The following is a 24016-nucleotide window of genomic DNA, read 5'->3' as shown; positions in this document are numbered from 1 at the left end:
ATGCCGTAACATACTGTTTTAATCATTTAAATGCTTTTTTATAGGTCGAGGCTAGTCGTAAGGATTCTATTCTTGGTACTATGCGCGTGCATTTTCAGGTGGTGATGTTATGGCCGTACAGTTAGTCGATAAGTTTAACCGAGTAGTGGATTATGTCCGTATATCGGTAACGGACCGCTGTGATTTTCGTTGTGTGTATTGCATGGCCGAAGATATGGTTTTTACCCCACGGTCTGAGCTATTAACCCTTGAAGAAATTGAATTAGTTGCACAGGCATTTGTTGAGCTTGGTGTGAGTAAAATTCGCTTAACCGGTGGTGAGCCGTTGGTTCGTCATGGGATAACTAATTTGGTTGAAAAAATAGCGTCATTACCGGGGTTAAAAGAGCTAAATATGACCAGTAATGGCAGTCAGTTACCTCATTTGGCTGCTCCGCTAAAAGCGGCGGGCCTTACGCGTTTAAACATCAGCTTAGATAGCCTTGATACAGATAAATTTAAGCAGCTAACCAGAACCGGTAACCTACAAACCGTATTGGATGGCATAAAGTCGGCTCAAGCGAGTGGATTTGAAGAGATTAAGATCAATTGCGTGATGCTCAAAGGGCGTAACGATGATGAAATCTTAGACCTTGTGGACTTTATTCGTGAAAATCAGCTGGATATTAGTTTCATTGAAGAAATGCCACTGGGTGAAATTCAAGAGCATGATAGGGCACTAACGTTCATGAGCAGTGCTGAAATTCGAGACGTAATTACACAAAAGTATGGCTTGAATGAAAGTGGCGACGCCACAGGGGGCCCAAGCCGTTATTGGCACTTCTCTGATGGCCATTTTAGTAAAATTGGCTTCATTTCTCCCCATAGTCATAACTTTTGTGACACCTGTAACCGAGTCAGAATTACCGCTCAGGGAAGATTACTACTATGCCTAGGAAATGAGCATAGTGTTGATTTACGAAAAGTTGTTAGGGATAACCCCGGGAAAATAGAGCCTATCAAACATGCTATTATTGCGGCTATGAATTTAAAACCTGAACGCCATCACTTCGATTTGGCGCAAGAGGTTCAAATCCTTCGCTTCATGAATACCACAGGTGGTTGATTGGTTTTATTTTAATTGTTCAGTAGTACAGCAATAAGATTGAGCACATGAGTAGTTTATTTTATAACTTTTTGGGCAATAGCCCTGTCTGGTACAAAAAATCTATTATTGGTTTTTTAATTCTAAATCCATTACTTGTAATGATTCCTGATGTTGGATATACAGTTGCGGGTTGGGCGTTAATTGTTGAGTTTATTTTTACCCTTGCATTAGCCTTAAAGTGTTATCCGCTTCAGCCTGGTGGTCTTTTAGTGTTAGAGGCAATTGTATTAGGGTTAACCAGCCCAGAGGCGGTTAAAACTGAAATCATGGCAAATTTTGAGGTGATATTGCTACTTATGTTCATGGTAGCTGGTATTTACTTCATGAAAGGCCTATTGCTCTTCATATTTACTAAGTTGCTATTACGGGTACGTTCAAAGATTGTTTTGTCGCTAACCTTTAGCATTATGGCGGCTATTTTATCGGCCTTTTTGGACGCTTTAACTGTGACTGCCGTTATTATTGCTGTGGGTGTAGGGTTTTATAGTGTCTACCATAAGGTGGCATCAGGTCGTCAATATCATCACCATGACCACGATCATGGAGATGATGCCTCTTTGCATGAGCATATGCGTGAAGACTTAGAAACCTTTCGTGGTTTTTTGCGCAGTTTGTTAATGCATGGTGCTGTTGGTACCGCTTTAGGCGGTGTAGCTACGTTAGTAGGTGAACCGCAAAACCTATTAATAGCCGAGAAAGTTGGCTGGGATTTCATTACATTCTTTATGCATGTAGCGCCCGTTTCTATTCCAGTACTTATTGCTGGTTTGGCTACTGTAGTGGTGGTCGAAAAATTCAGATTATTTGGTTATGGTAATAAATTGCCTGAAGTGGTTTACAGTATTCTTAAGGAATATGATGAGCATCAGGCTAAAAAACGCACAAAAAATCAAGTCACACAATTATGGATTCAAGGTGCTGCGGCAGTGTTTTTGGTGATTGCTTTAGCACTGCATTTGGCACCAGTTGGCCTGATTGGGTTGACCATTATTGTGTTGCAAACAGCGCTCAATGGCATCACGGAAGAACACCAAATCGGACACGCTTTTGAAGAAGCCTTACCCTTTACCTCTTTGTTAGTTGTGTTTTTTGCTGTTGTTGCGGTGATACATGATCAACATCTATTTACGCCAATCATTGACTGGGTGTTTGCTCAAAGCGTGCAAGCTCAGCCTTTAATTATGTTTTTTGCTAACGGTTTGTTATCTGTTATCAGCGATAACGTGTTTGTTGCAACCGTGTACATTAATGAAGTGAAGGCCGCTTATGATGCGGGTAATATTACTAAAGAGCACTTTGAGTTATTAGCGGTTGCAGTGAACACGGGTACTAACTTACCAAGTGTAGCCACGCCAAATGGTCAAGCGGCGTTCTTATTCTTATTAACCTCAGCAATTGCGCCTTTAATTCGCCTTTCTTATGGCAAAATGGTTGTGATGGCTCTTCCTTACACCATAGTGTTAACGGTTGTAGGAGCCGTGTGTGTAGCAAGTCTATAACGGCTATCACTTAAATTTTAAAGGGCTAATATTAGCCCTTTTTTACGTTCGCCATATTTATCTGCTTTCCTGTGTATTATGGGTATAATTCGCCCCATTATTGATTTAAAGGTTGTTCACATGCTCAGTTATCGTCACGGTTTTCATGCAGGTAATCATGCAGATGTCATGAAACACTGGGTATGTGTATTAACCGCAAGTTATATGGTGAAAAAAGACAAACCTTTTTACTATATTGATACCCACAGTGGCACCGGCCTTTACAGCTTATATGATTCAATCGCGAAGAAAACCAATGAATCACAAGGGGGCATTCAGACCCTTTGGGACGAGAAAATACCTGCAGTATTCAAAGAATACATGGCAATCATCAATCAATTGAATCCAGGTGAACGCCTTAAAAACTACCCGGGTAGCCCTTGGTTTGTACGTCATTTTTTACGCCCCTCAGATCGTGCTAAGTTGTTTGAACTGCACCCACAAGACTTTCAGGTGTTACGCAAAAATTTTGCTAACGATAAAATTGTCTCGATGGAAAAAGTGGATGGCTTTGTTGGACTGAAAGCCCTACTACCGCCGCCCCCTAAACGGGCAATGGTGGTAATAGATCCACCTTATGAGCAAGCCAAAGAATACCAAATGGTGGTCGCTGCAGTTGAGCAAGCCTTAAAGCGCTTTCCTACAGGAGTGTACTTGGTGTGGTATCCGTTGATTAACCGTAACGATAAGCAAAAGATGAGTGAAACCATGGCGCGTAAGCTGAAAAATCTAAAACCTAAAAGCTTTTTAGATGTGCGTTTTTGGGTGTCAGGTGATAATGAAGAACAGGGTATGTATGGCAGTGGTTTAGCTATTATGAATCCGCCTTGGGACCTAGAGCAAAAGCTGAATGAAGGCCTTCCATATTTGGTTGATAAAATGGGTGTGTCAGAACACGCGGGTTTTAGCATTGAGTATGTAGAGAACTAATCACTCATTATCTCTATTACGCCAATGCCGATAACGGGAGTGAACGTGCTTCCCTAGGTTTTGGCTTTTTTCTTCAAAATAATCTACGCCAAACAGAATCACCACTACCACCGCCGATAGTTTTAAAGCACTGGATAATTCACCAATACCAATGCATACACCCACGGCGGCTAAAGCCCAAATGGTGGCAGCACTGGTTACGCCGTATACACTTCGGCCTTTACTAAGCATTACACCAGCCCCTAAAAAACCAATACCAGTAATGACTTGACCAATAATACGTGAAGGGTCTGTCATCTTGGCGTCTTTAGAAACGTATAACGAGCATGCAATAAATATGTAGGTGCCCAGTATAATTAATGCGGATGTGCGTATGCCGGCGGGCTTTCCTCGAACTTGTCGTTCAAATCCAATGATGGTGCCACACAGTAAGGCCGTAAAAATAGAAGGCCAATCGAAAGGTGTTATTGTTATAAGAGATTCAGTATCCATACACTTTAAATATAGTGCAGGATACTGATATTACCAGTTCATGACGTCATAAATGGCGAAGAGTTACTCGTAAGTGCACAAGTATGCAGAGTCAACGTCTACTTTTACGCCAAACTTCACATTGGCTTCAACAATGAATGACTCACCTTGGTTAAAGGTTTTCCATTCTTGTGTGCCAGGGAATTGGATATTCAGTGCGCCAGTCACAACCGTCATGGTTTCTTTTTGGCTAGTACCAAACTCATATTCCCCTGCTGCCATTACACCCACAGTGGCAGGTAAGGTTTCGGTTTTGTAGGCAATGGATTTTACTTTACCATCAAAGTATTCATTTACATCAAACATGATGACTCCTTTAGGGTTAGGTTGCTTAAAAAAGGGTGGCGATTCTATCACTGGCTTGCTTTTGCTCCTAGCGGAGTTTTTTGTGTTTAAAAAACAAACAAAAAGAGGTTTTATCTTTTTTAGGGGTTTTCCTTTAAAATGCTCCATCTTATCCATTGGACGCATTAACCTTGCAGTTAACTGATCAACAATTAAGCATTATTTCCCATAATGAGGGACATGGAAAAGTAATTGCTGTGGCAGGTGCGGGTAAAACCAGTACGTTGGCATTGTTCATTAAGGCAAGACTTGATCACGGGCAGAATTCAAAACGCCTATTGGTGATTATGTACAACAAATCTGCACAAGTGGATTTTTCTGAAAAACTGCGTCGTGTGATGACCGGCCCGTTGCCACAAGTACGTACTTTTCATTCTTTAGGCTTAAAAATTTATCAGGGATTAGTGCAGCAAGGCTGGTTAGCGGGTTTTCAAGAACAGCTTATATCCCAGTCAGAGCAAGAGTACATTTTATGGCGCTTACTACAGCAACACGCTCCAAACAAAAACCTTGTTCAGGAAATATTAAACGATAAGAAAAAATGGCTAGACCCTATGATGTCGTTTATGGAGCAAGTGAAAAGCGCATTAAATCCAGCCAAAGCGGTGTTTAATCAATCAGGTTTACCCAAGCAATGTCAGTTTTTTGTGAAGGTATTTGCAGAGTTTGAATTGTGGCGTAAGCAACAGCAGCGCATCACCTATTCAGACATGTTGTATGATCCTTGTATGTTATTCAGTGAGCGCCCAGATTTAGCCGCTCATTATGCCAACCACATGGATTGGATTTTAGTGGATGAATATCAAGATATTAACCCCATACAGCAATTTTTATTAGAAACCTTATCTGGGCAGCGAGCAAAGGTGTTGGTGATTGGCGATCCGGATCAAACTATTTATGAGTTTCGAGGTTCCAGTAGTCACTTTATGTTGAGCTATTTTGATGAGCACTTCAAAGGTGCCATTACATATGAATTAAGTCGGACATTTCGTTATGGTCATGACGTGGCGTTATTAAGTAATCAATTAATTCATTTGAATAAACAGCGCCAGCCAGTGATGGCCATTGCCCATGAATCCAACCCTGATACTCAAGTGCAATTACATACCGATGACGATTACGCCAGACGAACATTGCAGATTATTAAACAAGGGCTAACTCAATACCCGCCTGAACACATTGCAGTTCTGCTGCGATTATGGGGTATGAGTGCACCTTTGGAATTGGCTTTGCTGCAGGAAAACATTCCTTATCAAATGGCCCATCATTCATGGGTACTTGAGCGTTATGAATTACAGCCTTTTATCATGCTTTTTGAAGTGGCGGCGAAAGTGTTTCATTTACACGGCCAGCGAAAACGATTTAACAGTTGGCTGATGTTTTTAACGTTTCCTGCTTTAAAAATAAAACGTAACCAACTGGAAGCTATTGCACAGCAGTTATCATTATCGAATGAAGAGCCTGTGCGTGTATTTAAAGAGATGGACAGTGAATTATCCACTTGGCAAAAACAACAAGTGGAAAACCGTCTTCAGTTAGTGACGCTTGCGTTACACCCTCGAATCACGGCACATCAGTTAATTAACCGTTATTTAAGAGAAACCGACTTTTATAAAGGATTAAGTGACAGTGCATTTAGCAGTCAGCAAGTGGATGATCGAATTGCAACCGTTCAAGGGTTTTCTCGGTTTTTAGCTAAGATGAACTTAGCCGCCAACGGGACTCATGATTACCTACAAGAATTAACCTTACGCAAGCGCGAGCAAACTGATCAAAAAGGCATTGTTATTAGCTCAATACATCGGGCGAAAGGATTGCAGTGGCCAGTGGTAATTTTACCCGGGCTAACCGAGCATTATTATCCGTATCAAAGTGATGGTGAGATGCAACAAGCCACATCTGTTGAGAGTGAGCGGCGTTTGTTTTATGTGGCCATGACGCGCAGCATGAATCAATTACACCTTATAACGCCCACTCAGCAAGCAATGGATTCAGGGCAAAATACTATTAGTCCGTTTATTCAAGCTATGAATGTGAGTGAACTGCTTACGCTTCAGCAAGCTTATAAACAAGGTGAGGGTACAGTGAGGTTGTCCAAACCGATTACTAAATTAGCAAAGCAGTATGCTGAAACTCTTGCTTGGCCGTTGGAAATTAAAGTTAAAGCAAGTAAAGCGCCTAATATTAAAGCGTCAACGGCAAGATCTAAAACACAGGTACCAAGTATGGAGGTGTGGGTTAAACATCATCGATTCGGAAAAGGGCTGATTAAGTATGAAACCCAAAGTCATTGGCAAATTCAGTTTGAGGATGGTTCTGTAAAAACCTTAGATAAGCACATTGCTCAGCCCATGATGCAATGGTTATAGTTTAGCTTGCTTTATTTCTTTTTTGCTAAATCTGCTTCGGCTTCTTCAAGCCATAACTGTTGATCTTCATCTAAATATATTTGATCAAGCAATTCCGCAGCATAATCCGCTTTTTCAGCGATGGATTTAGCAACCAGAACCGCCATAATTTGTACCGCAGGGACTTCGCTCCAAATAGAGCTGTGCAGGCAATGCCAATAGTTTATGTCCAATGTTTTAGGTTTGTTGATTTGTGACTGGCAAGTTTCACAGATGAATATGCAGTGTTCAAATTCAGGCTGTTTAGACAATGGCGGTACTTCATGCACAAACAGCTTTACACCATGGTTAGCGCAAAGTTCACAATGACTTTTACTTCGACGTGCTAAGTCTTTACCAAAAGAATTTAGTTCGTTTATGCGTCCTTGGTGTTTATCGGCACCTTTGCTCATGTTTGCAACTCACTGTTTGGATAATTTAAGTATAACCCATCACATCAATAGTTGGCTTGTTTTGTATAAACTTAATATGATGTGTGGATAACAATAAATATAAAAGGTACTCCATGGAAACATTTGTAAACAAAGTGGCTGTGGTTACAGGAGCAGGCTCGGGTATTGGTCAGGCTCTATCAATTGAGCTGGCTAAGTTAGGTTGTCAGCTTGCATTAAGTGATATTAATGCTGAGGGTTTAACGGCTACGGTTGATCAAATTAACGCCATTACCCGTGAGACCAACGTTCACACACAAGTACTCGATGTATCCAAGCAAGAGGATGTAACTGACTATGCTCAGGTTGTCTTTGCTGAATTTGGCGCAGTTGATCTGTTATTCAATAATGCCGGTGTGGCGTTATCGGCGATGCTTGATGATGTCAGCCGTGATGATTTCAATTGGTTAATGAATATTAATTTTTGGGGCGTTGTTAACGGTTGTGAGGCATTTCTGCCACACATGAAGCAATCACCTAACGCACATATTATTAATATTTCTAGCATATTTGGGATGGTTTCAGTACCGGGTCAAGGCACTTATAACGCAGCTAAATTTGCGGTACGAGGATACACGGAGTGCTTGCGTCAAGAAATGGCGTTAACTTGTCCAAGTGTCATGGTGAGTGCCGTTCACCCAGGGGGGATTTCAACACAAATAGCTCGTAACGCTCGAATTCCAGAGGGGGAAGACCCAGAGGAATTAGCCAAACAATTTGATGAGGTGGCCCATACTACCCCTGAAAAAGCGGCTCAAATTATTTTAGCAGGGGTTAAAAAAAATAAAGCGCGCATCATGGTGGGCTGGGATGCGCATATCGTACATTTTGTGTGTCGCTTACTGGGCGCACGCTATATGAAGCTGACTCAGTGGTTATTTAAACGTAAAAAACAAAATTAACGCTTAATAAGAGTCATGCTTAAGGTATGGGTCTGATTGGGTTTAACAGTAATCACGTCATCTAAAACATTTGCGTTTTCTATGCATAACATGGATTGATAGGCATCATCAGGAAACTGGCTTAAGGTTTTGCTTTTATTGATCCATGGGTTCCATACCACACTAGAGTGACTATTGCTGTTTAACTCAAAGCACTCATGCTCACTCTTGAATTTGTATTCAATGTTACCAAGGTATATGCGGTCTACCTCTTGATTAAACTGGATTGCCTGCTGTTGGTGTTTTATTTGCCAGTCATCTAAAGCATCTACATATTTATGACTGTCTGCGCCGTGAATGCTAACCGTTGAAATATCATCAACAGGGAAGTAAGTATGCAAAGCTTGGCTAATGGTAAATACTTTCTCATCTAGGTTTTGGGTAATGAGCTCAATGGTTAGTTTTTCAGAAAATGTAAAACGACAGGTAAGCTCAAATTTAAATGGCCAAACCGCTAAGCTTTGCTGTGAATGTTTTAGTGTCAATTCAATCATGACGCTATCTTGGGTTTCTGTAATGTTTGATAGTTCCCAGCACTGGTTGCGGGCAAAACCGTGAGAGCCTTGCGGCCCATTTACGCAATCAGTCACGCTACTTGGATTTTTATCTAATATACCAAACCAAGGCCAGCAAATTGGCACACCACCTCGTAAGCTTTGTCCTTGTTTGTATTGCACGGTGGGACTTAGCCACAGAAAGTCTCCTTGCAAACGGTGTTTAAATTGAGTCAGCTGTGCCCCTTGTAAACAAATCTCAGCAAAAAAATCAGGGTGATTAATATGTAGGCAATCTAATTCGTCGTGTTTAATGATTGAGCTGAACGATTTGTTTTCAATAAGTGGCATCATGCGTCCTTAGGGAAAAATAAATTAATACTGTTTTGGCGTACGATAGATAGCATATTGTTGACGGCTATTTCTTTAACCTCAGCTACCTTTTCTGCAACAAATGGCAAATAACATGAAGCGTTTTCTTTCCCGCGATAAGGTACAGGTGTTAAATAAGGGGCGTCTGTTTCTAAAATGATGTGTTCAACGGGGGTCATACGAATAATATCCCGCACATTTTCCGCTGTATTGAATGTACAAATACCGTTAAAGCCTAAGTAAAACCCTTGATCAATGGCGTACTGGGCCAGTTCGGGGCCAGAGGTAAAGCTATGAATAACCCCTTTTTTTGAAAGGGTACTTTCAAAGCGTTTTAAAATTTCAATGGTGTCATCATCGGCATCACGGCTATGAATAACCACAGGTAAATCTAAGTCGGCGGCAATTTGCAGTTGATCATGAAATACTTGGCGCTGGATTTCGCGATCTGCATTATCGTAATAATAATCTAAACCAATTTCACCAATGGCGACGATACGCTCTTGCATTGCCTGACGTCGGATCTTTGTTGCGGTATCCGGTGAGTATTTCTCAGCATCATGAGGATGGACCCCTTGAGTGCCCCAAATCATTGATGATTGCTGAGTAAGGTCGAGTACCGTATCTAGATTTTCAGGGGACACTGCAATGGTAATGATACGTTCGATGCCAGCGTTTTGAGCGTTTTTAATCGTATCATCAAGTGTGTTTTCTTTTAGATAATCCAAGTGACAATGGGTTTCGATGATTGGGGTATCGAATACTGGGATCTCTCTTTTATTTCGTTTACTCATAAGGCTCAATCAAATTAGTCTTTATTAAGCTATTGTACGGGTATGTTAGCACCTGCCAAGGGGGAAATGCTGTCTATACTGAGAATTAATCACTATTGAGATCCCCCGATGAATCCATTTAAGCTAGGGACAGCTTTACTTAATTCCCTGTCATTTGCTCGAAAATTCCAAGTTATTTTAGCCATCTTGATTTTACCGCTTTTATACAGTGGTCTGGTTATCTATGAAGATAAACAATTGTTAATTCAACGTAATACCTTTCAGCTGCAAGGAATGGCGTTAGTGGCTAAATTGCACCCCATTCGAATTATTGCAGCTAAGCACAGAGGAAACTCAGCGCAATGGTTTGCTGGAAACAAGGGGAGAGTTGCAGCAATCAAATCTTTAGAGCAAGAAATGAATAGTGCTATGAACAGCGCCGAGCAGGCATTGGAGGGTTTTGGGTTAAATAATAGCGTAATGCAAAGCTTTAATCAGATTAAGTCCACATGGCAAACTCTAAAGTTTGATCGCTTATCACAGTTAGGTTCAGAGAAAAGTTTTGTAAGTCATAGCGCTTGGATTGCCACAGTGACACAGCTAATTGATAGCATAGCTGGAGAAACCCATCTGTTGCTTGACTCCCACATGGATACATTAATGCTTATGCAAATGGTTGTATTTGATGTGCCAGCGGTGCAGGAATATTTAGGCCAATTAAGAGGGCGTGGTGCTGGGGTTGCCACTGCGGGGACGTTTAATCCTCAGTCGTTTATAGCGGTTACCACATTGTACGATGCAATTAACCAAGTCTGGCATAAGGCTGAAGACCACTACAGAGTGGTTGAACGCCAAGATAATGAATTATTTAAGACGCTTAATGTTAGTTTTACACAAGCTAAAAGTGCGGTTGATAAGTTTAAAGAAATTAGTAAAAAACAACTTATGGAACCAAGTACTCCAACTATTTCAGGTTCTGAATACTTTCAAGCTGGTACAGCGGCCATTGTAACAATGGCCAAGTTTTATAGCGCAGCTTTGCAAGCTTACAATCAACAAGTTGAATTGTATTTAAGCTCTGAAGAAAGTCATTTATTTTCAATTTTTAGTATTTTTACTGTACTAATCCTTTTAGGTGTTTATTTATTTACAGCTTTAAAACAGTCCGTGGATCATAATGTTCATATAACCCAGTCTATGGCCACTTCTTTGGAGGAAGGGAATTTAAATGGGCAGTTTGTAAGCAATAGCAAAGATGAGCTGGGTATGACTATTCAGTCGCTTAATCAAGCGTTTCAACAGATTCGCAAAGTGGTTGGTCAAGTTAGGCAAAATTCTTCAACGTTAACCAGTTCCTCATCTGAGTTACAAAGTGTCTCAAAAGATGTAAATAGTCTTGGCATGACACAAAAGCAAAAAGTGGAAATAATCGTAACAGCTGCCACAGAATTGGCTGCAACCGCTAAGGAAGTAGCGGTTCATTGTGAAAATGCAGCGCAAGAAACAAATACAGCAAAAGAGAAAGCCAACGGTGGGGCCGTTCGTTCTCAAGCGTCAGCGAAAGTGATTCGTGAATTAGCAGAAAGCATCAGAAAAGCCGGTGATGAAATTGGCGATCTTGCTCAACAAGCGGCTTCCATCAGTACAGTAATTGATGTCATAAAAGCCATTGCAGAGCAGACGAATTTATTGGCATTAAATGCGGCCATTGAAGCTGCACGGGCAGGGGAGCAAGGTCGAGGCTTTGCCGTAGTAGCAGATGAAGTTCGCACCCTTGCAAACCGTACTCAAGAATCCACTAATGAAATTGAAAGTACCATTTCAAACTTGCAGTCGGTGGCAGAGCAAGCGGTATCTGCCATGAATCAAGCGTGTGAAAAAGCCGATATTGGTGAGTCTGAGGCAATAAAAACCGGTGAGGCGTTATCGGCTATTGAGCATTCTGTGAATAATGTGAATGATTTAATTATGCAAGTAGCATCAGCTGGAGACCAGCAAGCGGGAGCAGCAGAAGAGATAGCACAACATATCCAAGAAGTTGATAGTGCTTCGTCAAACTTAGTTGATCGTGCAAATAATGTGGCGTCTGTAGCAGCCAAGGTTGGCAATGGCAGTCTAGAACTGGATGAAACAGTGAAAAAGTTTCAGGTTTAATACGCTAAAACGGTATACTGTTAAAAACATTTAGCAGGTGTACTCATGGATAATATTGCAGATATCCGTCGCCAATATGGCGCGGATGAACTTCATCAAGCAGACCTAGCATCTAGCCCTATAGAGCAATTTAAAATATGGTTAGGGCAGGCAATAGACTCCAAATTATTTACAGATCCAACTGCTATGAATGTGGCAACTGTAGATCAATCGGGTATGCCTAGCCAGCGAATCGTATTATTAAAAAACTATGACGAAACAGGCTTTACGTTTTTTACTAATTTAAAAAGCAATAAAGCATTACAGCTAGAGCATAATAATAAAATCAGTTTGCACTTTGCTTGGCTGGGATTAGAGCGCCAAGTGATTATCAGGGGAGAGGCGCATAAATTAAGCGTCGCAGAAAATGCTCAGTATTTTCTTTCTCGGCCAAGAGACAGCCAGCTGGCAGCTTGGGCGAGCCATCAAAGCAAAACCATTGCAACTCGTAAGCTATTAGAACAAGCATTTTCTCAAATGAAAAATAAGTTTTCCAAAGGGGATATCCCTCTGCCTGATTTTTGGGGCGGGTATAAAGTGAAGCCGCTAACTATTGAATTTTGGCAGGGCCGTGAAAACCGTTTACATGATCGTTTTATTTACATTTTGGATGAAAACCAATCGTGGGATTTAGCCCGAATACAGCCATAGGCTACTTCCGGCACAATTGTGAGAGTATGTTTTTGTGCTCAGGGTATTGTTTGATCAAGTTAGCGGCAGTACCCATTTCAAAATCGGCAAAGTCAAACCCTGGGCTGACCATGCAACTGCAAAGTGTATAGGTGTTTTCATCATCAGTGTGTATTTGAGCGCAAAACCACGTATCAGCATTTACCGTTAAACTTAACATGTGCTGCCCTAGAACATACTCATTTAAGACGCCTTTACTATCCAGTGTACGAATAATGATCGGAGCACCTGCATGATGAAACCACGTTTCATCACTTTTTATTTTGTGCCAAGCTGAAAAATCGTGGCTTTCTAATAAGTAATGGATGGCGGTAGCGCAAGGGCGTTTACCTGATGCTGTTTGTACTGTTTGAGTTGATTGGTATATTCGGCGATAAAATCCACCTTCAGGGTGGGGTTCAAGCTGTAGTGTTTGAATCCAGTGTTGGCTGTTGTGCATGATTATTGTTCTTTGTTTCTAAGGGCAAACCAAGTGCCCGAGCATTTCTGTTGATTGATGGTTGTATACCAAGAGCCTATGGCTTTGCTGGGTAATATTTGGCCTTGAATGAAATGGCCTTTTTTATCCGAGAGGTAAAAGTGTCCACCTTTTTCTATGGTGCCTTCCATGTCGTTGCACTTTTCTAAAAAACAGTAAAAGTCTATATGAATGGTGCTTTTATGGATTTTAAGGCCTACATCTCCTTGTTTGACGCATTCACCATGATCGGTTTCAAATACCCCTTTCATGTCGCTTTGACCCAAACCAGCATCGCACCCTCCAAGCGTGAGGCAGATAATAACTAAGGCGGCTTGAGTGAAGTGGGGCATTATTTTCCTGTAAATTTAGGGGCTCTTCTTTCAATTAAAGCAGATACCGCCTCAATATGGTCTTCTGTTTGGTGTAAATTGGCTTGAATGGCCGCACTAAGTTGTAAAAGTGTGTCTAAAGGCATCTGATGGCTAGCTCTTAGTAATTGTTTTGTCCCTTTAAGTGCTTGAGGAGGGTTAGCTACAATACGCTGAGCTAGGGCCGTTGCGGCATTGATCAGTTCTTCTGGTTCGACAATGTGATTTAACATGCCCCATTCATAAGCTTGTTGAGCACTGATGGCTTCTCCGGTGAATGCCATTTCAGCCGCTCGACCATATCCTGCTATTTTGGGAAGTATCCAAGCGCCGCCGTCTCCGGGAATAAGCCCAACTTTAATGAAGCTTTCAGCAAATGTAGCTTGAGTACTGGCAATGCGCATATCACAGTACATGGCTAAATCGCATCCCGCACCGACAGCTGGGCCGTTAACCGCCGCTATGGTGGGAATATCGAGTTGATACAAAGCCAAGGGGATACGCTGAATGACTTTTGCGTAGTTTTCACGAATATCATTGGCTTGTCCTGCAAACATGCCTTCTTTATTTTGCATGTCTTTAATATTGCCTCCACTGGAAAAGGCGCTACCTGCTCCGGTAATGATTAAACAGCGAATGTCATCGTCTTGGCTTAATTGTGCTAGTACATGGACAAACTCATCCACTACTTCAATGTCTGAAATAGGGTTGCGCAGTCTGGGTTGGTTTAATACTAGGGTGGCAATGTGGTTTTCAATGGTAAGCAAAATGTGAGACATGATAGTTCTTACTCTTTTTGAAATATCATGTCGATCCCTGCAGTCATTTGCAAGGTTAATTGATACCTAGCAATTTATGGGTTTGTAATGACATGCGCCACTTAGGGTTGTCCAAACAATATTGCGTGGCACTTTGCATATTTTCACGAATAATTAAGCCACTATTTTCTATGCCGTAGTCGGCCATTGGCGATAAAAAATAATGCTCTGCTTGAATATGGCTGACGTTTTCAGGGGTGAGATCTGGTTGAGGGTATACCAGCTTTAACTCGTTACAGGATGATATGACGATTTCGCTGCGCCCTTTTGGACTAATGCAGACCCAGTTTAAGTTAGCAGGTAAGGGTAGGGTGCCGTTACTTTCAACTGCGCATTCAAAACCGTGCTGTTGAAATAGAGAGACTAGGTTTTCAGTCAGTTGTAATGCGGGTTCTCCACCAGTGAATACCACATAGGGTTTACCTTGTTTGACGTTAGGCCAAAGATCAAGGGCCAGTTGGAGTAGCTCTGCTTGGCTATAAATACCGCCGTTTTCGCCATCAGTACCGATGATATCGGTATCACAAAATTGACAAACCGCTGCAGCGCGCCCGCTTTCTTTACCATTCCACAAATTACATTTGCTAAAACGAATAAAGACAGAAGCACGACCCGCTCGGGCGCCTTCACCTTGGAGTGTGTAAAAGGCTTCTTTGACTTTAAAGGTGGGTGCGCTCATTTATTCGTATTCAATTGGGTCGGTTACTTGGTTTTCTGAGAAGGCTTCAAGGCGTTCAACACATGCACCGCACTTACCACAGGCTTTTGCTCGCCCGTTATAACATGTCCATGTATGTTCATAAGATAAGTTCATGGTTAAACCATCTTTTAATATTTCACCTTTGGATGAATTTAAATATGGGGTTTCGATGCTAATGGGTTCGTAGTTGGCAATTTTAGCCACATCATTCATGGCGTTTACAAACTCAGGGCGGCAATCAGGGTAGATAGCGTGATCTCCAGCGTGGGCACCGTAATAAACTTTACTGGCTTCTATATCCACAGCGTAGCCGATGGCTAACGATAGCAAAATCATGTTTCGATTTGGTACTACCGTACTTTTCATATTGTCATCTTCATAATGTCCTTCAGGGACTTCAATGTTGCCGACTAATGAAGAGCTTTGCATAAGTTGGTTAATGGGGGATATGTCTAAAATCTTATGAGCAACACCGAGTGTTTGGCAAACCGTTGAGGCTACCTCCACTTCTTTGACGTGCTTTTGTCCATAGTTAAACGTTAATGCATAGACATCGTAATTTTCGTTAATCACACGATTTAGTAATGTAAATGAGTCCATGCCACCACTGTAGATGACAACTGCTTTTGGTTTGCTCATAGGGCCCCCTGAATATCTTTGGGCAGTATAGCAAATAGGCATTGTTAAATCAGTTGTTTAAATGTGGGCATGTGGTGCCAACAAAGGGGTATTAGGTTAATTACAAACTTAATTTATGCTGGCGTAAGAGTGATAGAAAGGGCAGTTGAATTGTTAAGTTTTGGTGCGGCAAACATATTATTGCACCGTTTTTGTATGTGTTGTTGAATACTATACCCTTATAATTTTTGTAGTAATTTTTTTAGGCAAAGTATGTCAAAATATTGATTCATAAACAGTTTTTAATAAATTGAATTGGTTTTATTAAAACAAAATTGCTGTTAAATTGAGCCCGCCTAATTTAGTGCAGATATTTTTATCTTATGCGTTGTGTTGGCCGGATTTGACTTTTTATTAATGACAATCCCTAAGGGCGAATTGGTTTAATGTGCTGGTAAAATATCATGAATTATAATGAGATATGATTTTTGATTGATGCAGGTACATTGATGTATGGGTAATAATATACCGTAGTCTGATTCTTGTAAGTTGTCTATTCATGCTACAGTTAGATAAAGTGCATTTTTTATACTTTAATTAAATAATATGAAACAAGTAGATTGGATTTATGCATATAGCTAAGTGGACTGTATTGCTGGGTGTTTTCTGGATATTGTTATCTGGGTATCTTGAGCCTTTGTTACTCTTTTTTGGAGCCGTTTCTGTTTTAACGGTTATGTTGGTTTTGAATAGAATGGATGCAGTTGATGAAGATCCAAGAGGGATCAATTTTAACTTTTCGTTTTTTCGTTATGTTTTTTGGCTTATCGGGCAAATTGTTTCATCAAGTATTCATGTTACCCAGTTAATCTGGCGCAAATCAGGAAGTGCTTCCCCTGCCTTGGCTAAAATCTCTGTTGATGATATCCCTAAAGATCATCGGGTTTTATATGCGAATTCAATTACACTAACGCCAGGTACACTGAGTGTGGACTTGGATGACCATCATGTGACGGTGCATGCTTTACAGGCCCCTTCTATTAGTAAACTTGCAGAGGGTAATATGGAGCACAAAGTGAAAGAATTGACAGGCGAACACAAATGACAGGGATTTTGGCAGCTACCTGTGTAGCTATATTAGTGGTTATGGCAATGGCTCTATCTAGAGCCATTAGTGCGCCAACGGTTTATGACCGCATTCTGGGTGTTAATATGTTTGGCACCAAAACCGTATTATTCATAGCCGCTGTGGGTTTTTTCATGGGGCGTCCAGACTTTTTGGATATCGCCATTGTCTATGCGCTTATTAATTTTATCGGAATGGTCGCAGTACTAAGATTTTTTGAATATTCCGCGCCTGTTGAATAACATTTAAACAAGAATGGTTGCACATGTTTATCATCGATATAATCAGTAGTATTCTGCTTTTAGCTGGAGCTTTTTTTGGCTTAAGCGGGGCTATAGGGTTGTTTAAATTCCCTGACTTTTTTACCCGTGTACATGCTGCCAGTGTTACGGATTCCATATCTGCATTATTGATTGTTGGGGGCTTGTTATTACAGACTTCCTTCGATCTTAATACTGCTAAATTAATGTTTATTCTTATCTTCTTAATGATAACCAGTCCTACGGCTTCTCATGCCTTGGCTAAATCAGCTCGTCACAGTGGTTTGCTGGCTTTGGCTGAATCAAAGGGAAAACCACAGGGGAAAAGCACAAATGGCTGAATTCATTGATTTGGTGCTTTTAGCCATGTTGGCGATCACAGCATTAAGAGTCATATTTCTAAAAGATTTGTTTGCTGTAGTGATGCTGTTTGGTATTTATAGTTTCTTATCTGCTCTTATTTTTGTGAACTTGGACGCCGTGGATGTTGCGTTTACCGAGGCATCCGTTGGAGCGGGTATCTCTACAGTATTAATGCTTGGGACATTGGCTTTAACTGGTCGTACAGAGAAAAAGAGTCCACATTCCTCTATCTTACCTTTGTTTGTCGTTTTAGTGACGGGCGGTGCACTTATATATGGAACATTAGATATGCCTCCATTTGGGCATGCTGATAATCCAGTTCATGAGCATGTTGCGCCTAGGTATATCGAGCAGTCTCCTACAGAGGTGGGGTTGCCTAATATGGTGACATCTGTTTTAGCCAGTTATCGTGGTTTTGATACGTTAGGGGAAACCGTTGTGGTGTTTTCTGCCATGGTTGGGGTTTTATCATTATTAGGTGTGGTACGACGTGAGGAGGGCGATACCCCTGAATCTGGTTTAGTCTCTCATCAAGTGCTGCACGTGGTTGCTAAGCTGATTATTCCGTTAATCATATTGTTTGCGCTTTATGTGCAATTTCATGGTGATTTTGGCCCAGGCGGGGGATTCCAAGCTGGGGTTATTGCTGCGGCTGCATTTATTTTGTATGCACTGGTGTTTGGATTGCCTAAAGCGTTTGCAGTGGTGGAGCCTAAGGTCCTTCAATGGATGGCGTCATTTGGTGTGTTGTTATACGCCAGCGTTGGTTTGTTTAGCATGTATAAGGGCGGTAATTTCCTTGATTACAACATGCTTGCGGCGAACCCTCTAAGTGGCCAGCATTATGGCATTATCATTATCGAGCTAGGTGTCGGAATTACCGTTTTTGCGGTCATGCTGAGTATTTTCTATGCCTTTGGCAGTCAGGCAGAGAGGTCTAACGTCCAGTGAATTTCATTCTTGATTATTACAACTACTGGATAGTCGTCTTTTTGATGATGTCAGGATTTTATATTGTTATTTCAGCTAATAATCTTGTTAAAAAGATTGTTGGCCTGAATATCTTTCAGACCTCTGTTTTTATGCTGTATATATCAATGGGTAAGGTTAGTGGTGGTAGTGCTCCTATTGTTGCAGAGGGTATTACACAGTACTCGAATCCTTTACCCCATGTTTTGATTCTTACCGCAATAGTGGTTGGAGTGGCAACCACTGCGGTGGGTCTATCATTAGTTGTTCGAATTAAACGCGCCTATGGAACCGTAGAAGAAAATGAATTTGAAAACAAGGATGATGCAATATAATGCTTGATCTACATCTGACTGCATTTCCTATTTTATTACCATTAATAGCGGCGCCTATTGCGCTGATTTTAGGTCGTTCCATTTTATCGTGGGGGTTCGCTACTTTTGTCAGTGGTTGGGCCTTTTTTGTGGCTTGCCAATTACTTATTGCAACGTTATCGGACGGTGTTTTAAGTTACGCTGTTGGGGGATGGGAGCCACCTTGGGGAATTGAATTACGCATAGACGCTGCCAATGCGTTCGTATTGCTGGTTGTTTCGGCAATATCTACCTTAGTATTACTGTACTCGAAATTGAGTATCGAAAAAGAGATTCACGAGTCAAAACACTCCCTTTATTACACGGCACACTTATTATGTTTGGCTGGTCTTTCTGGGATTCTGGTGACAGGTGATGCATTTAATTTATTCGTCTTTTTAGAAATCTCCTCTTTAGCCACTTACACCTTAGTGAGTTTGGCCCCTGATAGGCGTTGCTTGACGGCCGCGTTTAGATACTTAGTGATGGGTACTATTGGCGCCACCTTTATTTTGATTGGTGTCGGCATGCTTTATATGAAGACGGGCACGCTGAATATGCTTGATCTCGCAGAGCGTATTCACTTTTATGAAAGCAGCCGTACTATTAATACGGGTTTAGCGTTCATTATGGTAGGTGTCAGTATTAAGTTGGCGTTGTTTCCTTTGCATATGTGGTTGCCCCCAGCGTATACCCATGCGCCATCTGCGGTTTCAGCATTTCTAGCCAGTACAGCAACCAAAGTCGCTGTTTATGTGATGATTCGGTTTATCTTCACCATTTTTGGTGCCGACCACGTGTTCAATGAAATGGGTATGGGCACCATCTTAATGGTGTTGGCTATTGTGGCGATCTTTAAGGGGTCGTACATGGCAACAGTGCAGAGCAATATTAAGTCGGTGTTGGCCCATAGTAGTGTCGCCCAAATTGGTTATATGATTTTAGGTATTAGCTTAATGAATGTAACAGGCTTAATGGCTGGGTTAATTCATATCTTTAATCATGCATTGATGAAAGGTGCGTTATTCATGGCGGTTGGCGCGGTCTTTTATCGCATGGGATCGGTGGATATCAAAGCGTTCAGAGGTTTGGGCAAGCAAATGCCCCTTACCATGGCTGCCTTTACAATTGCAGGTCTGAGTATTATCGGTGTTCCTTTAACAGTGGGGTTCATTAGTAAGTGGTACTTGGTGATGGCGGCTCTTGAGCAAAATCATTGGGTGATAGCTGCGTTAGTATTAGCAGGCTCTTTATTGGCGGTGGTGTATATTGGTCGTATTTTGGAAGCTGCTTATTTTCAAGAGGCTGACCAGTCGAATAAAGACATAAAAGAAGCACCTTTATTAATGTTAATACCTATGTGGATATTGGTATTAGCCAACATCTATTTTGGTATTGATACCAGTTTAACCACTGAAGCGGCTGGCAGTGCGTCTGAGTTACTGTTCCAAAATACGTCAGATATTGCTGTGTTAATAGAGTCGTTACATGGAATTGGTGTGACAAGTACGCAAGAGGTATCACCATGAACCTTTGGCAAGGTATAGATCCATCACAGTTAATCACGCTGTCTATTATTATCCCATTTATTGGTGCTTTGTTAGTCGTAGCTACAGGTAAATACCCAAATGTAAGAGAAACCGTTACACTCATAACGGCTGCTATTTTATTTTCTATTGTATTGTCGATTACCGATTACCTTTATAAAGGCGTAGAGCTCAGCTTAGAGGTTATTGAGTTGTTCCCCGGCTTAGGAATTAACTTCTATGTAGAGTCTTTAGGTGTTCTTTTTGCACTTGTGGCCAGCTTTTTATGGATTGTGACTAGTATATATGCGATTGGCTATATGCGAGGTCATCACGAAGTTAATCAAACTCGATTCTTTTGTTGTTTTGCATTGGCCATTAGTTCGGTTATGGCCATTTGTTTTTCTGCAGATCTACTAACGTTATTCATTTTCTATGAAGTGTTAACCCTTTCTACTTATCCATTAGTAACACATGCCGGAAATGACGCTGCAAAAAAAGGTGGTCGAATTTATTTGGGTATATTGCTTGGGACTTCTGTAGCTTTTTTACTGTTCGCCATATTGGCTACTTATGGATTAACCGGTACGTTGGATTTTCGTGCAGGTGGTATTTTTGATGATTCTCATAGCAAAGTGATTTTAAGTGTCCTACTGGTTTTATTCTGCTACGGCATTGGTAAAGCGGCCCTTATGCCGTTCCATCGTTGGTTACCAGCCGCCATGGTTGCTCCCACGCCAGTAAGTGCTTTGTTGCATGCTGTTGCGGTTGTGAAGGCCGGTGTGTTTAGCATTTTAAAAATAGTCATTTATATATTTGGCTTGGATCAACTAAAAGAATTAGCCACCACGGATATCATGTTATACATAGGTGCCGCGACTATTCTGCTTTCATCTTGTATTGCTATGACTAAAGATAACCTTAAAGCGCGTCTGGCTTACTCTACGATTAGCCAGCTTAGTTATATTGTTGTTGGGGCGTTACTCGCATCGTCGATTGCGTCTGCAGGTGCAGCGATGCATATTGCGACTCATGCAGTTGGTAAAATCACATTATTCTTTTGTGCGGGAGCCATAATGGTTGCTAGCCACAAAAAGAATATCAGTGATATGGAGGGTTTGGGGAGGCAAATGCCGATCACAATGGCTGCCTTCGCAATTGGCGCAATTAGCATTATAGGGTTACCTCCAATGGCTGGAACTTGGAGTAAATGGTATCTAGCCATGGGGGCTTTGGAAGCCGATAAGCTTATCATTGTGGCGGTACTTATGATTAGTTCTTTATTAAATATTGCTTATCTACTTCCTATTCCGATTAAGGCTTTCTTCAAAGGCCAGCCTCAAGATGGCAAGCCATGGTCTTGGAGTGAAGCTAAAGAGGCGCCACTGCCTATGTTGTTTGCATTGAGTTTGACATCCATCGGTTGTCTAGTTTTATTTTTCTATCCTCAGCCGTTAATCGAGCTAATCAATTTGATCCCAGGTGTATCTACTAATATGGGGGAAGGCTAATGTCTGATCATCACGACTCGGATGGCTGGTTCGATAAACCAGAAAACATCAGTAAAATGCTCAAAGTGTTTTATGTTATGTGTGTTTTGCTTGTAATCGCAGATTTCATTGTCCATCGCCACATTTATCATAGCTGGGAGAATATCCCTGCGTTTTATGCAGTTTACGGTTTTGTAGGTTGTTCCATCTTAGTATTCATCGCGAAGTGGATGCGTACGTTTTTGATGCGTGGCGAGGATTATTACGATGAGTAGCGTCATTCCATTTCTTCCCTTGATGTTGGGGGCGATAGCCGCGTTATTTTTACGTGGTTGGACTCGCAATATTATTATGCTGGCTGCACCTGTGGTGGGTGGATTGAACTTAATGGGCTTAGAGCACGGCGTGTTTTGGTCCATGGAATTTATGGGTTATGCACTAGAGCCGGTACGTATCGACAAGCTCAGCATGATGTTCGGTTACCTTTTCCATATAGCGTCTTTAATTGCTGTCATATATGCGTTGCATGTAAAAGATACGGTTCAACACGTGGCGGGTCTTGCTTATGCGGCAAGTGCAGTGGGTGCTGTGTTTGCGGGTGATTTATTAACATTGTTTATATTTTGGGAGTTGTTAGCTTTAACCTCGGTATTTTTGGTTTGGGCGCGTAGAACAGATCGCGCTTATTCTTCTGGGGTACGCTATTTAATTTTTCAAGTATTGTCAGGTGTTTTATTGCTGGCGGGATTATTAATATTTGCCCAAGTAAACGGAAGCTTACTGTTTAATGAGATAGGATTAGAACATGAAGGTATTGCTGAGGTGGGCGCTTGGCTAATCTTCTTAGCATTTGGTATTAAATGCGCCTTCCCGTTTATGCATAATTGGTTAACGGATTCATATCCAGAAGCCACACCTACGGGCACTATCTTTTTAGCATCGTTTACCACCAAGGTAGCTGTATATTGTTTTGCTCGCGGATTTGCGGGTGAAGAAATTTTAGTTTGGATTGGTATCACTATGGCGTGCTTCCCAATCTTTTTTGCTGTAATCGAAAACGACCTGCGCCGTGTATTGGCTTACAGTTTGATTAACCAAATAGGTTTTATGATTGTAGGTATTGGTATCGGAACCGCATTAGCTCTTAATGGTGCAGTGGCTCACGCATTTAACGATGTGATCTTTAAAGGGTTATTGATGATGACCATGGGTGCTGTTTTACACATGACGGGCAAAATCAATGGTTCTGAATTGGGTGGCCTGTATAAGAGTATGCCTAAAACAACCATTCTATGTATTGTAGGTGCAGCGTCTATATCAGCCTTCCCATTATTCAGCGGTTTTGTATCCAAATCTATGATTATGAGTGCAGCTGTTGCTGAGGGATACGATGTAGTGTGGTTACTCTTATTGTTTGCTGCTGCTGGTGTATTCCATCATGCAGGTATCAAAATCCCTTACTTTGCATTCTTTGCTCATGATTCAGGTATTCGTACAACAGAGCCACCACGCAATATGCTAATTGCTATGACAATTGCAGCGGTACTGTGTGTGGTGATCGGCACATTCCCAGCCCAAACAGTTTATGCTTTGTTGCCATGGGAAGCTGATTATCATCCATATGATTTGACTCATGTATTAACACAGCTTCAATTGCTGTTCTTCTCTGCTCTAGCATTTGTATGGTTGAACTTACGGAACCTATACCCACCGGAGTTACCTTCAACAAACTTGGACGTTGATTGGTTCTACAGAAAATTGATACCAACTTTCGTGAAGCGTATTGCTAGTGCGGTATATGCTACTTATGGACAGTTTGAAAATGCCATCATTGCAGTTATTAAACGCATCATTCAGCATTCTTATGATACAGAGCAAGATCAGCCAAAAGGGTATTTTGCTCGCTTGTGGCCGATCGAAACCATGGTGGTTTGGGTAGCAGTATTGTTATCCGGTTATTTAGTGGTTTATTATATTTAACTTAACAAGTTGTATAATCATGCCCTAACTCAAAGAAATACGCCCGAGCCTTGCTTGGGCGTATTTCTTTATAAGGTCTCCTCAAAAGAATCCAAAGTGGATTAAAGATCAGTCAAGCCTCAAGAGTAATTTCAACCTCTTCTTTACGCAGTCATAACGATGATTCCGCTACTTTGTAAATTATTTATAAGT

The 24016-nt window shown here is 41.4% G+C and carries 26 protein-coding genes; 16 read left to right on the top strand and 10 right to left on the bottom strand.

Features of this window, described 5'->3' with window-relative positions; all coding sequences use genetic code 11:
• The first annotated feature begins 109 nt into the window (after window positions 1-109).
• The 3 genes from moaA to ABWV45_RS13055 all read left to right on the top strand — a co-directional run bounded on the left by moaA (window position 110) and on the right by ABWV45_RS13055 (window position 3615).
• Window positions 110-1105: a GTP 3',8-cyclase MoaA gene (moaA, locus tag ABWV45_RS13065; protein ID WP_353352157.1), complete on the top strand. Its 996-nt coding sequence runs from the start codon at window positions 110-112 to the stop codon at window positions 1103-1105.
• A 47-nt stretch (window positions 1106-1152) separates the two neighbouring features.
• Entirely contained in the window at window positions 1153-2646 is a 1494-nt protein-coding gene (gene nhaB / locus ABWV45_RS13060) for a sodium/proton antiporter NhaB (RefSeq protein ID WP_353352156.1), read from the top strand.
• A gap of 120 nt (window positions 2647-2766) precedes the next feature.
• Entirely contained in the window at window positions 2767-3615 is an 849-nt protein-coding gene (locus tag ABWV45_RS13055) for a 23S rRNA (adenine(2030)-N(6))-methyltransferase RlmJ (RefSeq protein ID WP_353352155.1), read from the top strand.
• Here the strand turns inward: ABWV45_RS13055 and ABWV45_RS13050 are convergent, their stop codons facing one another.
• Entirely contained in the window at window positions 3616-4107 is a 492-nt protein-coding gene (locus ABWV45_RS13050) for an MgtC/SapB family protein (protein WP_353352154.1), read from the bottom strand. It lies immediately after the preceding gene.
• Between the two features lie 63 nt (window positions 4108-4170).
• Window positions 4171-4452, bottom strand: coding sequence for a pyrimidine/purine nucleoside phosphorylase (gene ppnP, locus ABWV45_RS13045; protein ID WP_353352153.1), 282 nt, complete (start codon window positions 4450-4452; stop codon window positions 4171-4173).
• A gap of 170 nt (window positions 4453-4622) precedes the next feature.
• On the opposite strand from ppnP, the gene ABWV45_RS13040 reads away from it, so the two are divergent.
• Window positions 4623-6860, top strand: a complete 2238-nt coding sequence (locus tag ABWV45_RS13040; protein ID WP_353352152.1) for an ATP-dependent helicase — start codon at window positions 4623-4625, stop codon at window positions 6858-6860.
• Window positions 6861-6871: 11 nt separating this feature from the next.
• On the opposite strand, the gene ABWV45_RS13035 is transcribed toward ABWV45_RS13040, so the two are convergent.
• Window positions 6872-7291, bottom strand: coding sequence for a phnA protein (locus tag ABWV45_RS13035; protein WP_353352151.1), 420 nt, complete (start codon window positions 7289-7291; stop codon window positions 6872-6874).
• Between the two features lie 113 nt (window positions 7292-7404).
• Here ABWV45_RS13035 and ABWV45_RS13030 point away from each other — a divergent pair, with 113 nt between their 5' ends.
• Window positions 7405-8232 carry an SDR family NAD(P)-dependent oxidoreductase gene (locus tag ABWV45_RS13030; RefSeq protein WP_353352150.1) on the top strand — a complete coding sequence of 276 codons (828 nt, stop codon included), beginning with the start codon at window positions 7405-7407 and terminating at the stop codon, window positions 8230-8232.
• Here ABWV45_RS13030 and ABWV45_RS13025 read toward each other — a convergent pair.
• Window positions 8229-9116, bottom strand: coding sequence for a D-hexose-6-phosphate mutarotase (locus tag ABWV45_RS13025; protein WP_353352149.1), 888 nt, complete (start codon window positions 9114-9116; stop codon window positions 8229-8231). The genes ABWV45_RS13030 and ABWV45_RS13025 overlap by 4 nt on opposite strands.
• Window positions 9116-9931 carry a TatD family hydrolase gene (locus ABWV45_RS13020; RefSeq protein ID WP_353352148.1) on the bottom strand — a complete coding sequence of 272 codons (816 nt, stop codon included), beginning with the start codon at window positions 9929-9931 and terminating at the stop codon, window positions 9116-9118. The genes ABWV45_RS13025 and ABWV45_RS13020 overlap by 1 nt, the downstream gene beginning before the upstream one ends.
• A gap of 108 nt (window positions 9932-10039) precedes the next feature.
• Between ABWV45_RS13020 and ABWV45_RS13015 the strand changes: the two genes are divergently transcribed.
• Both ABWV45_RS13015 and pdxH read left to right on the top strand, forming a co-directional pair.
• Window positions 10040-12064, top strand: a complete 2025-nt coding sequence (locus ABWV45_RS13015; protein ID WP_353352147.1) for a methyl-accepting chemotaxis protein — start codon at window positions 10040-10042, stop codon at window positions 12062-12064.
• 45 nt (window positions 12065-12109) lie between these two features.
• Window positions 12110-12754: a pyridoxamine 5'-phosphate oxidase gene (gene pdxH / locus ABWV45_RS13010; protein ID WP_353352146.1), complete on the top strand. Its 645-nt coding sequence runs from the start codon at window positions 12110-12112 to the stop codon at window positions 12752-12754.
• Window position 12755: 1 nt separating this feature from the next.
• On the opposite strand, the gene ABWV45_RS13005 is transcribed toward pdxH, so the two are convergent.
• Genes ABWV45_RS13005 through queC form a run of 5 tightly spaced genes read right to left on the bottom strand, consistent with a single transcriptional unit; the run spans window position 12756 to window position 15778 of the window.
• Window positions 12756-13232, bottom strand: a complete 477-nt coding sequence (locus ABWV45_RS13005) for a cupin domain-containing protein (protein ID WP_353352145.1) — start codon at window positions 13230-13232, stop codon at window positions 12756-12758.
• 2 nt (window positions 13233-13234) lie between these two features.
• Window positions 13235-13603 (bottom strand): hypothetical protein, encoded by a 369-nt coding sequence (locus ABWV45_RS13000; protein ID WP_353352144.1) that lies wholly within the window; start codon window positions 13601-13603, stop codon window positions 13235-13237.
• Window positions 13603-14400, bottom strand: coding sequence for a crotonase/enoyl-CoA hydratase family protein (locus tag ABWV45_RS12995; RefSeq protein WP_353352143.1), 798 nt, complete (start codon window positions 14398-14400; stop codon window positions 13603-13605). Before ABWV45_RS12995 ends, ABWV45_RS13000 begins: the two co-directional genes overlap by 1 nt.
• A gap of 55 nt (window positions 14401-14455) precedes the next feature.
• Window positions 14456-15118: a 7-carboxy-7-deazaguanine synthase gene (gene queE / locus ABWV45_RS12990; protein WP_353352142.1), complete on the bottom strand. Its 663-nt coding sequence runs from the start codon at window positions 15116-15118 to the stop codon at window positions 14456-14458.
• Complete coding sequence (queC, locus tag ABWV45_RS12985) at window positions 15119-15778, bottom strand: 7-cyano-7-deazaguanine synthase QueC (protein WP_353352141.1); 660 nt, start codon at window positions 15776-15778, stop codon at window positions 15119-15121.
• A gap of 607 nt (window positions 15779-16385) precedes the next feature.
• Between queC and ABWV45_RS12980 the strand changes: the two genes are divergently transcribed.
• The 9 genes from ABWV45_RS12980 to ABWV45_RS12940 are packed head-to-tail and all read left to right on the top strand — an operon-like array spanning window position 16386 to window position 23824.
• Entirely contained in the window at window positions 16386-16862 is a 477-nt protein-coding gene (locus ABWV45_RS12980) for a Na+/H+ antiporter subunit E (protein ID WP_353352140.1), read from the top strand.
• Window positions 16859-17125 carry an MrpF/PhaF family protein gene (locus ABWV45_RS12975; RefSeq protein ID WP_353352139.1) on the top strand — a complete coding sequence of 89 codons (267 nt, stop codon included), beginning with the start codon at window positions 16859-16861 and terminating at the stop codon, window positions 17123-17125. Before ABWV45_RS12980 ends, ABWV45_RS12975 begins: the two co-directional genes overlap by 4 nt.
• A gap of 23 nt (window positions 17126-17148) precedes the next feature.
• A complete protein-coding gene (gene mnhG / locus ABWV45_RS12970) occupies window positions 17149-17484 on the top strand; it encodes a monovalent cation/H(+) antiporter subunit G (RefSeq protein ID WP_353352138.1) in 336 nt (111 codons plus the stop codon).
• The gene (locus ABWV45_RS12965) at window positions 17477-18457 is read left to right on the top strand and encodes a DUF4040 domain-containing protein (protein WP_353352137.1); all 981 of its coding nucleotides are present in this window, start codon (window positions 17477-17479) and stop codon (window positions 18455-18457) included. Before mnhG ends, ABWV45_RS12965 begins: the two co-directional genes overlap by 8 nt.
• Window positions 18454-18810, top strand: coding sequence for a cation:proton antiporter subunit C (locus tag ABWV45_RS12960; RefSeq protein ID WP_353352136.1), 357 nt, complete (start codon window positions 18454-18456; stop codon window positions 18808-18810). Before ABWV45_RS12965 ends, ABWV45_RS12960 begins: the two co-directional genes overlap by 4 nt.
• Window positions 18810-20357 carry a monovalent cation/H+ antiporter subunit D family protein gene (locus tag ABWV45_RS12955; protein WP_353352135.1) on the top strand — a complete coding sequence of 516 codons (1548 nt, stop codon included), beginning with the start codon at window positions 18810-18812 and terminating at the stop codon, window positions 20355-20357. The genes ABWV45_RS12960 and ABWV45_RS12955 overlap by 1 nt, the downstream gene beginning before the upstream one ends.
• On the top strand, window positions 20354-21865 hold the full coding sequence (locus tag ABWV45_RS12950) for a monovalent cation/H+ antiporter subunit D family protein (protein WP_353352134.1): 1512 nt from the start codon (window positions 20354-20356) through the stop codon (window positions 21863-21865). Before ABWV45_RS12955 ends, ABWV45_RS12950 begins: the two co-directional genes overlap by 4 nt.
• Entirely contained in the window at window positions 21865-22119 is a 255-nt protein-coding gene (locus tag ABWV45_RS12945) for a hypothetical protein (protein WP_353352133.1), read from the top strand. Before ABWV45_RS12950 ends, ABWV45_RS12945 begins: the two co-directional genes overlap by 1 nt.
• Window positions 22112-23824: a Na(+)/H(+) antiporter subunit D gene (locus tag ABWV45_RS12940; RefSeq protein ID WP_353352132.1), complete on the top strand. Its 1713-nt coding sequence runs from the start codon at window positions 22112-22114 to the stop codon at window positions 23822-23824. The genes ABWV45_RS12945 and ABWV45_RS12940 overlap by 8 nt, the downstream gene beginning before the upstream one ends.
• Window positions 23825-24016 lie beyond the last annotated feature (192 nt).

Source organism: Oceaniserpentilla sp. 4NH20-0058, assembly GCF_040371755.1.
Lineage (GTDB): Bacteria > Pseudomonadota > Gammaproteobacteria > Pseudomonadales > Oceanobacteraceae > Bermanella.
Note: the sequence above shows the minus strand (reverse complement) of the source record. Positions and strands in the feature narration are given on the sequence as shown.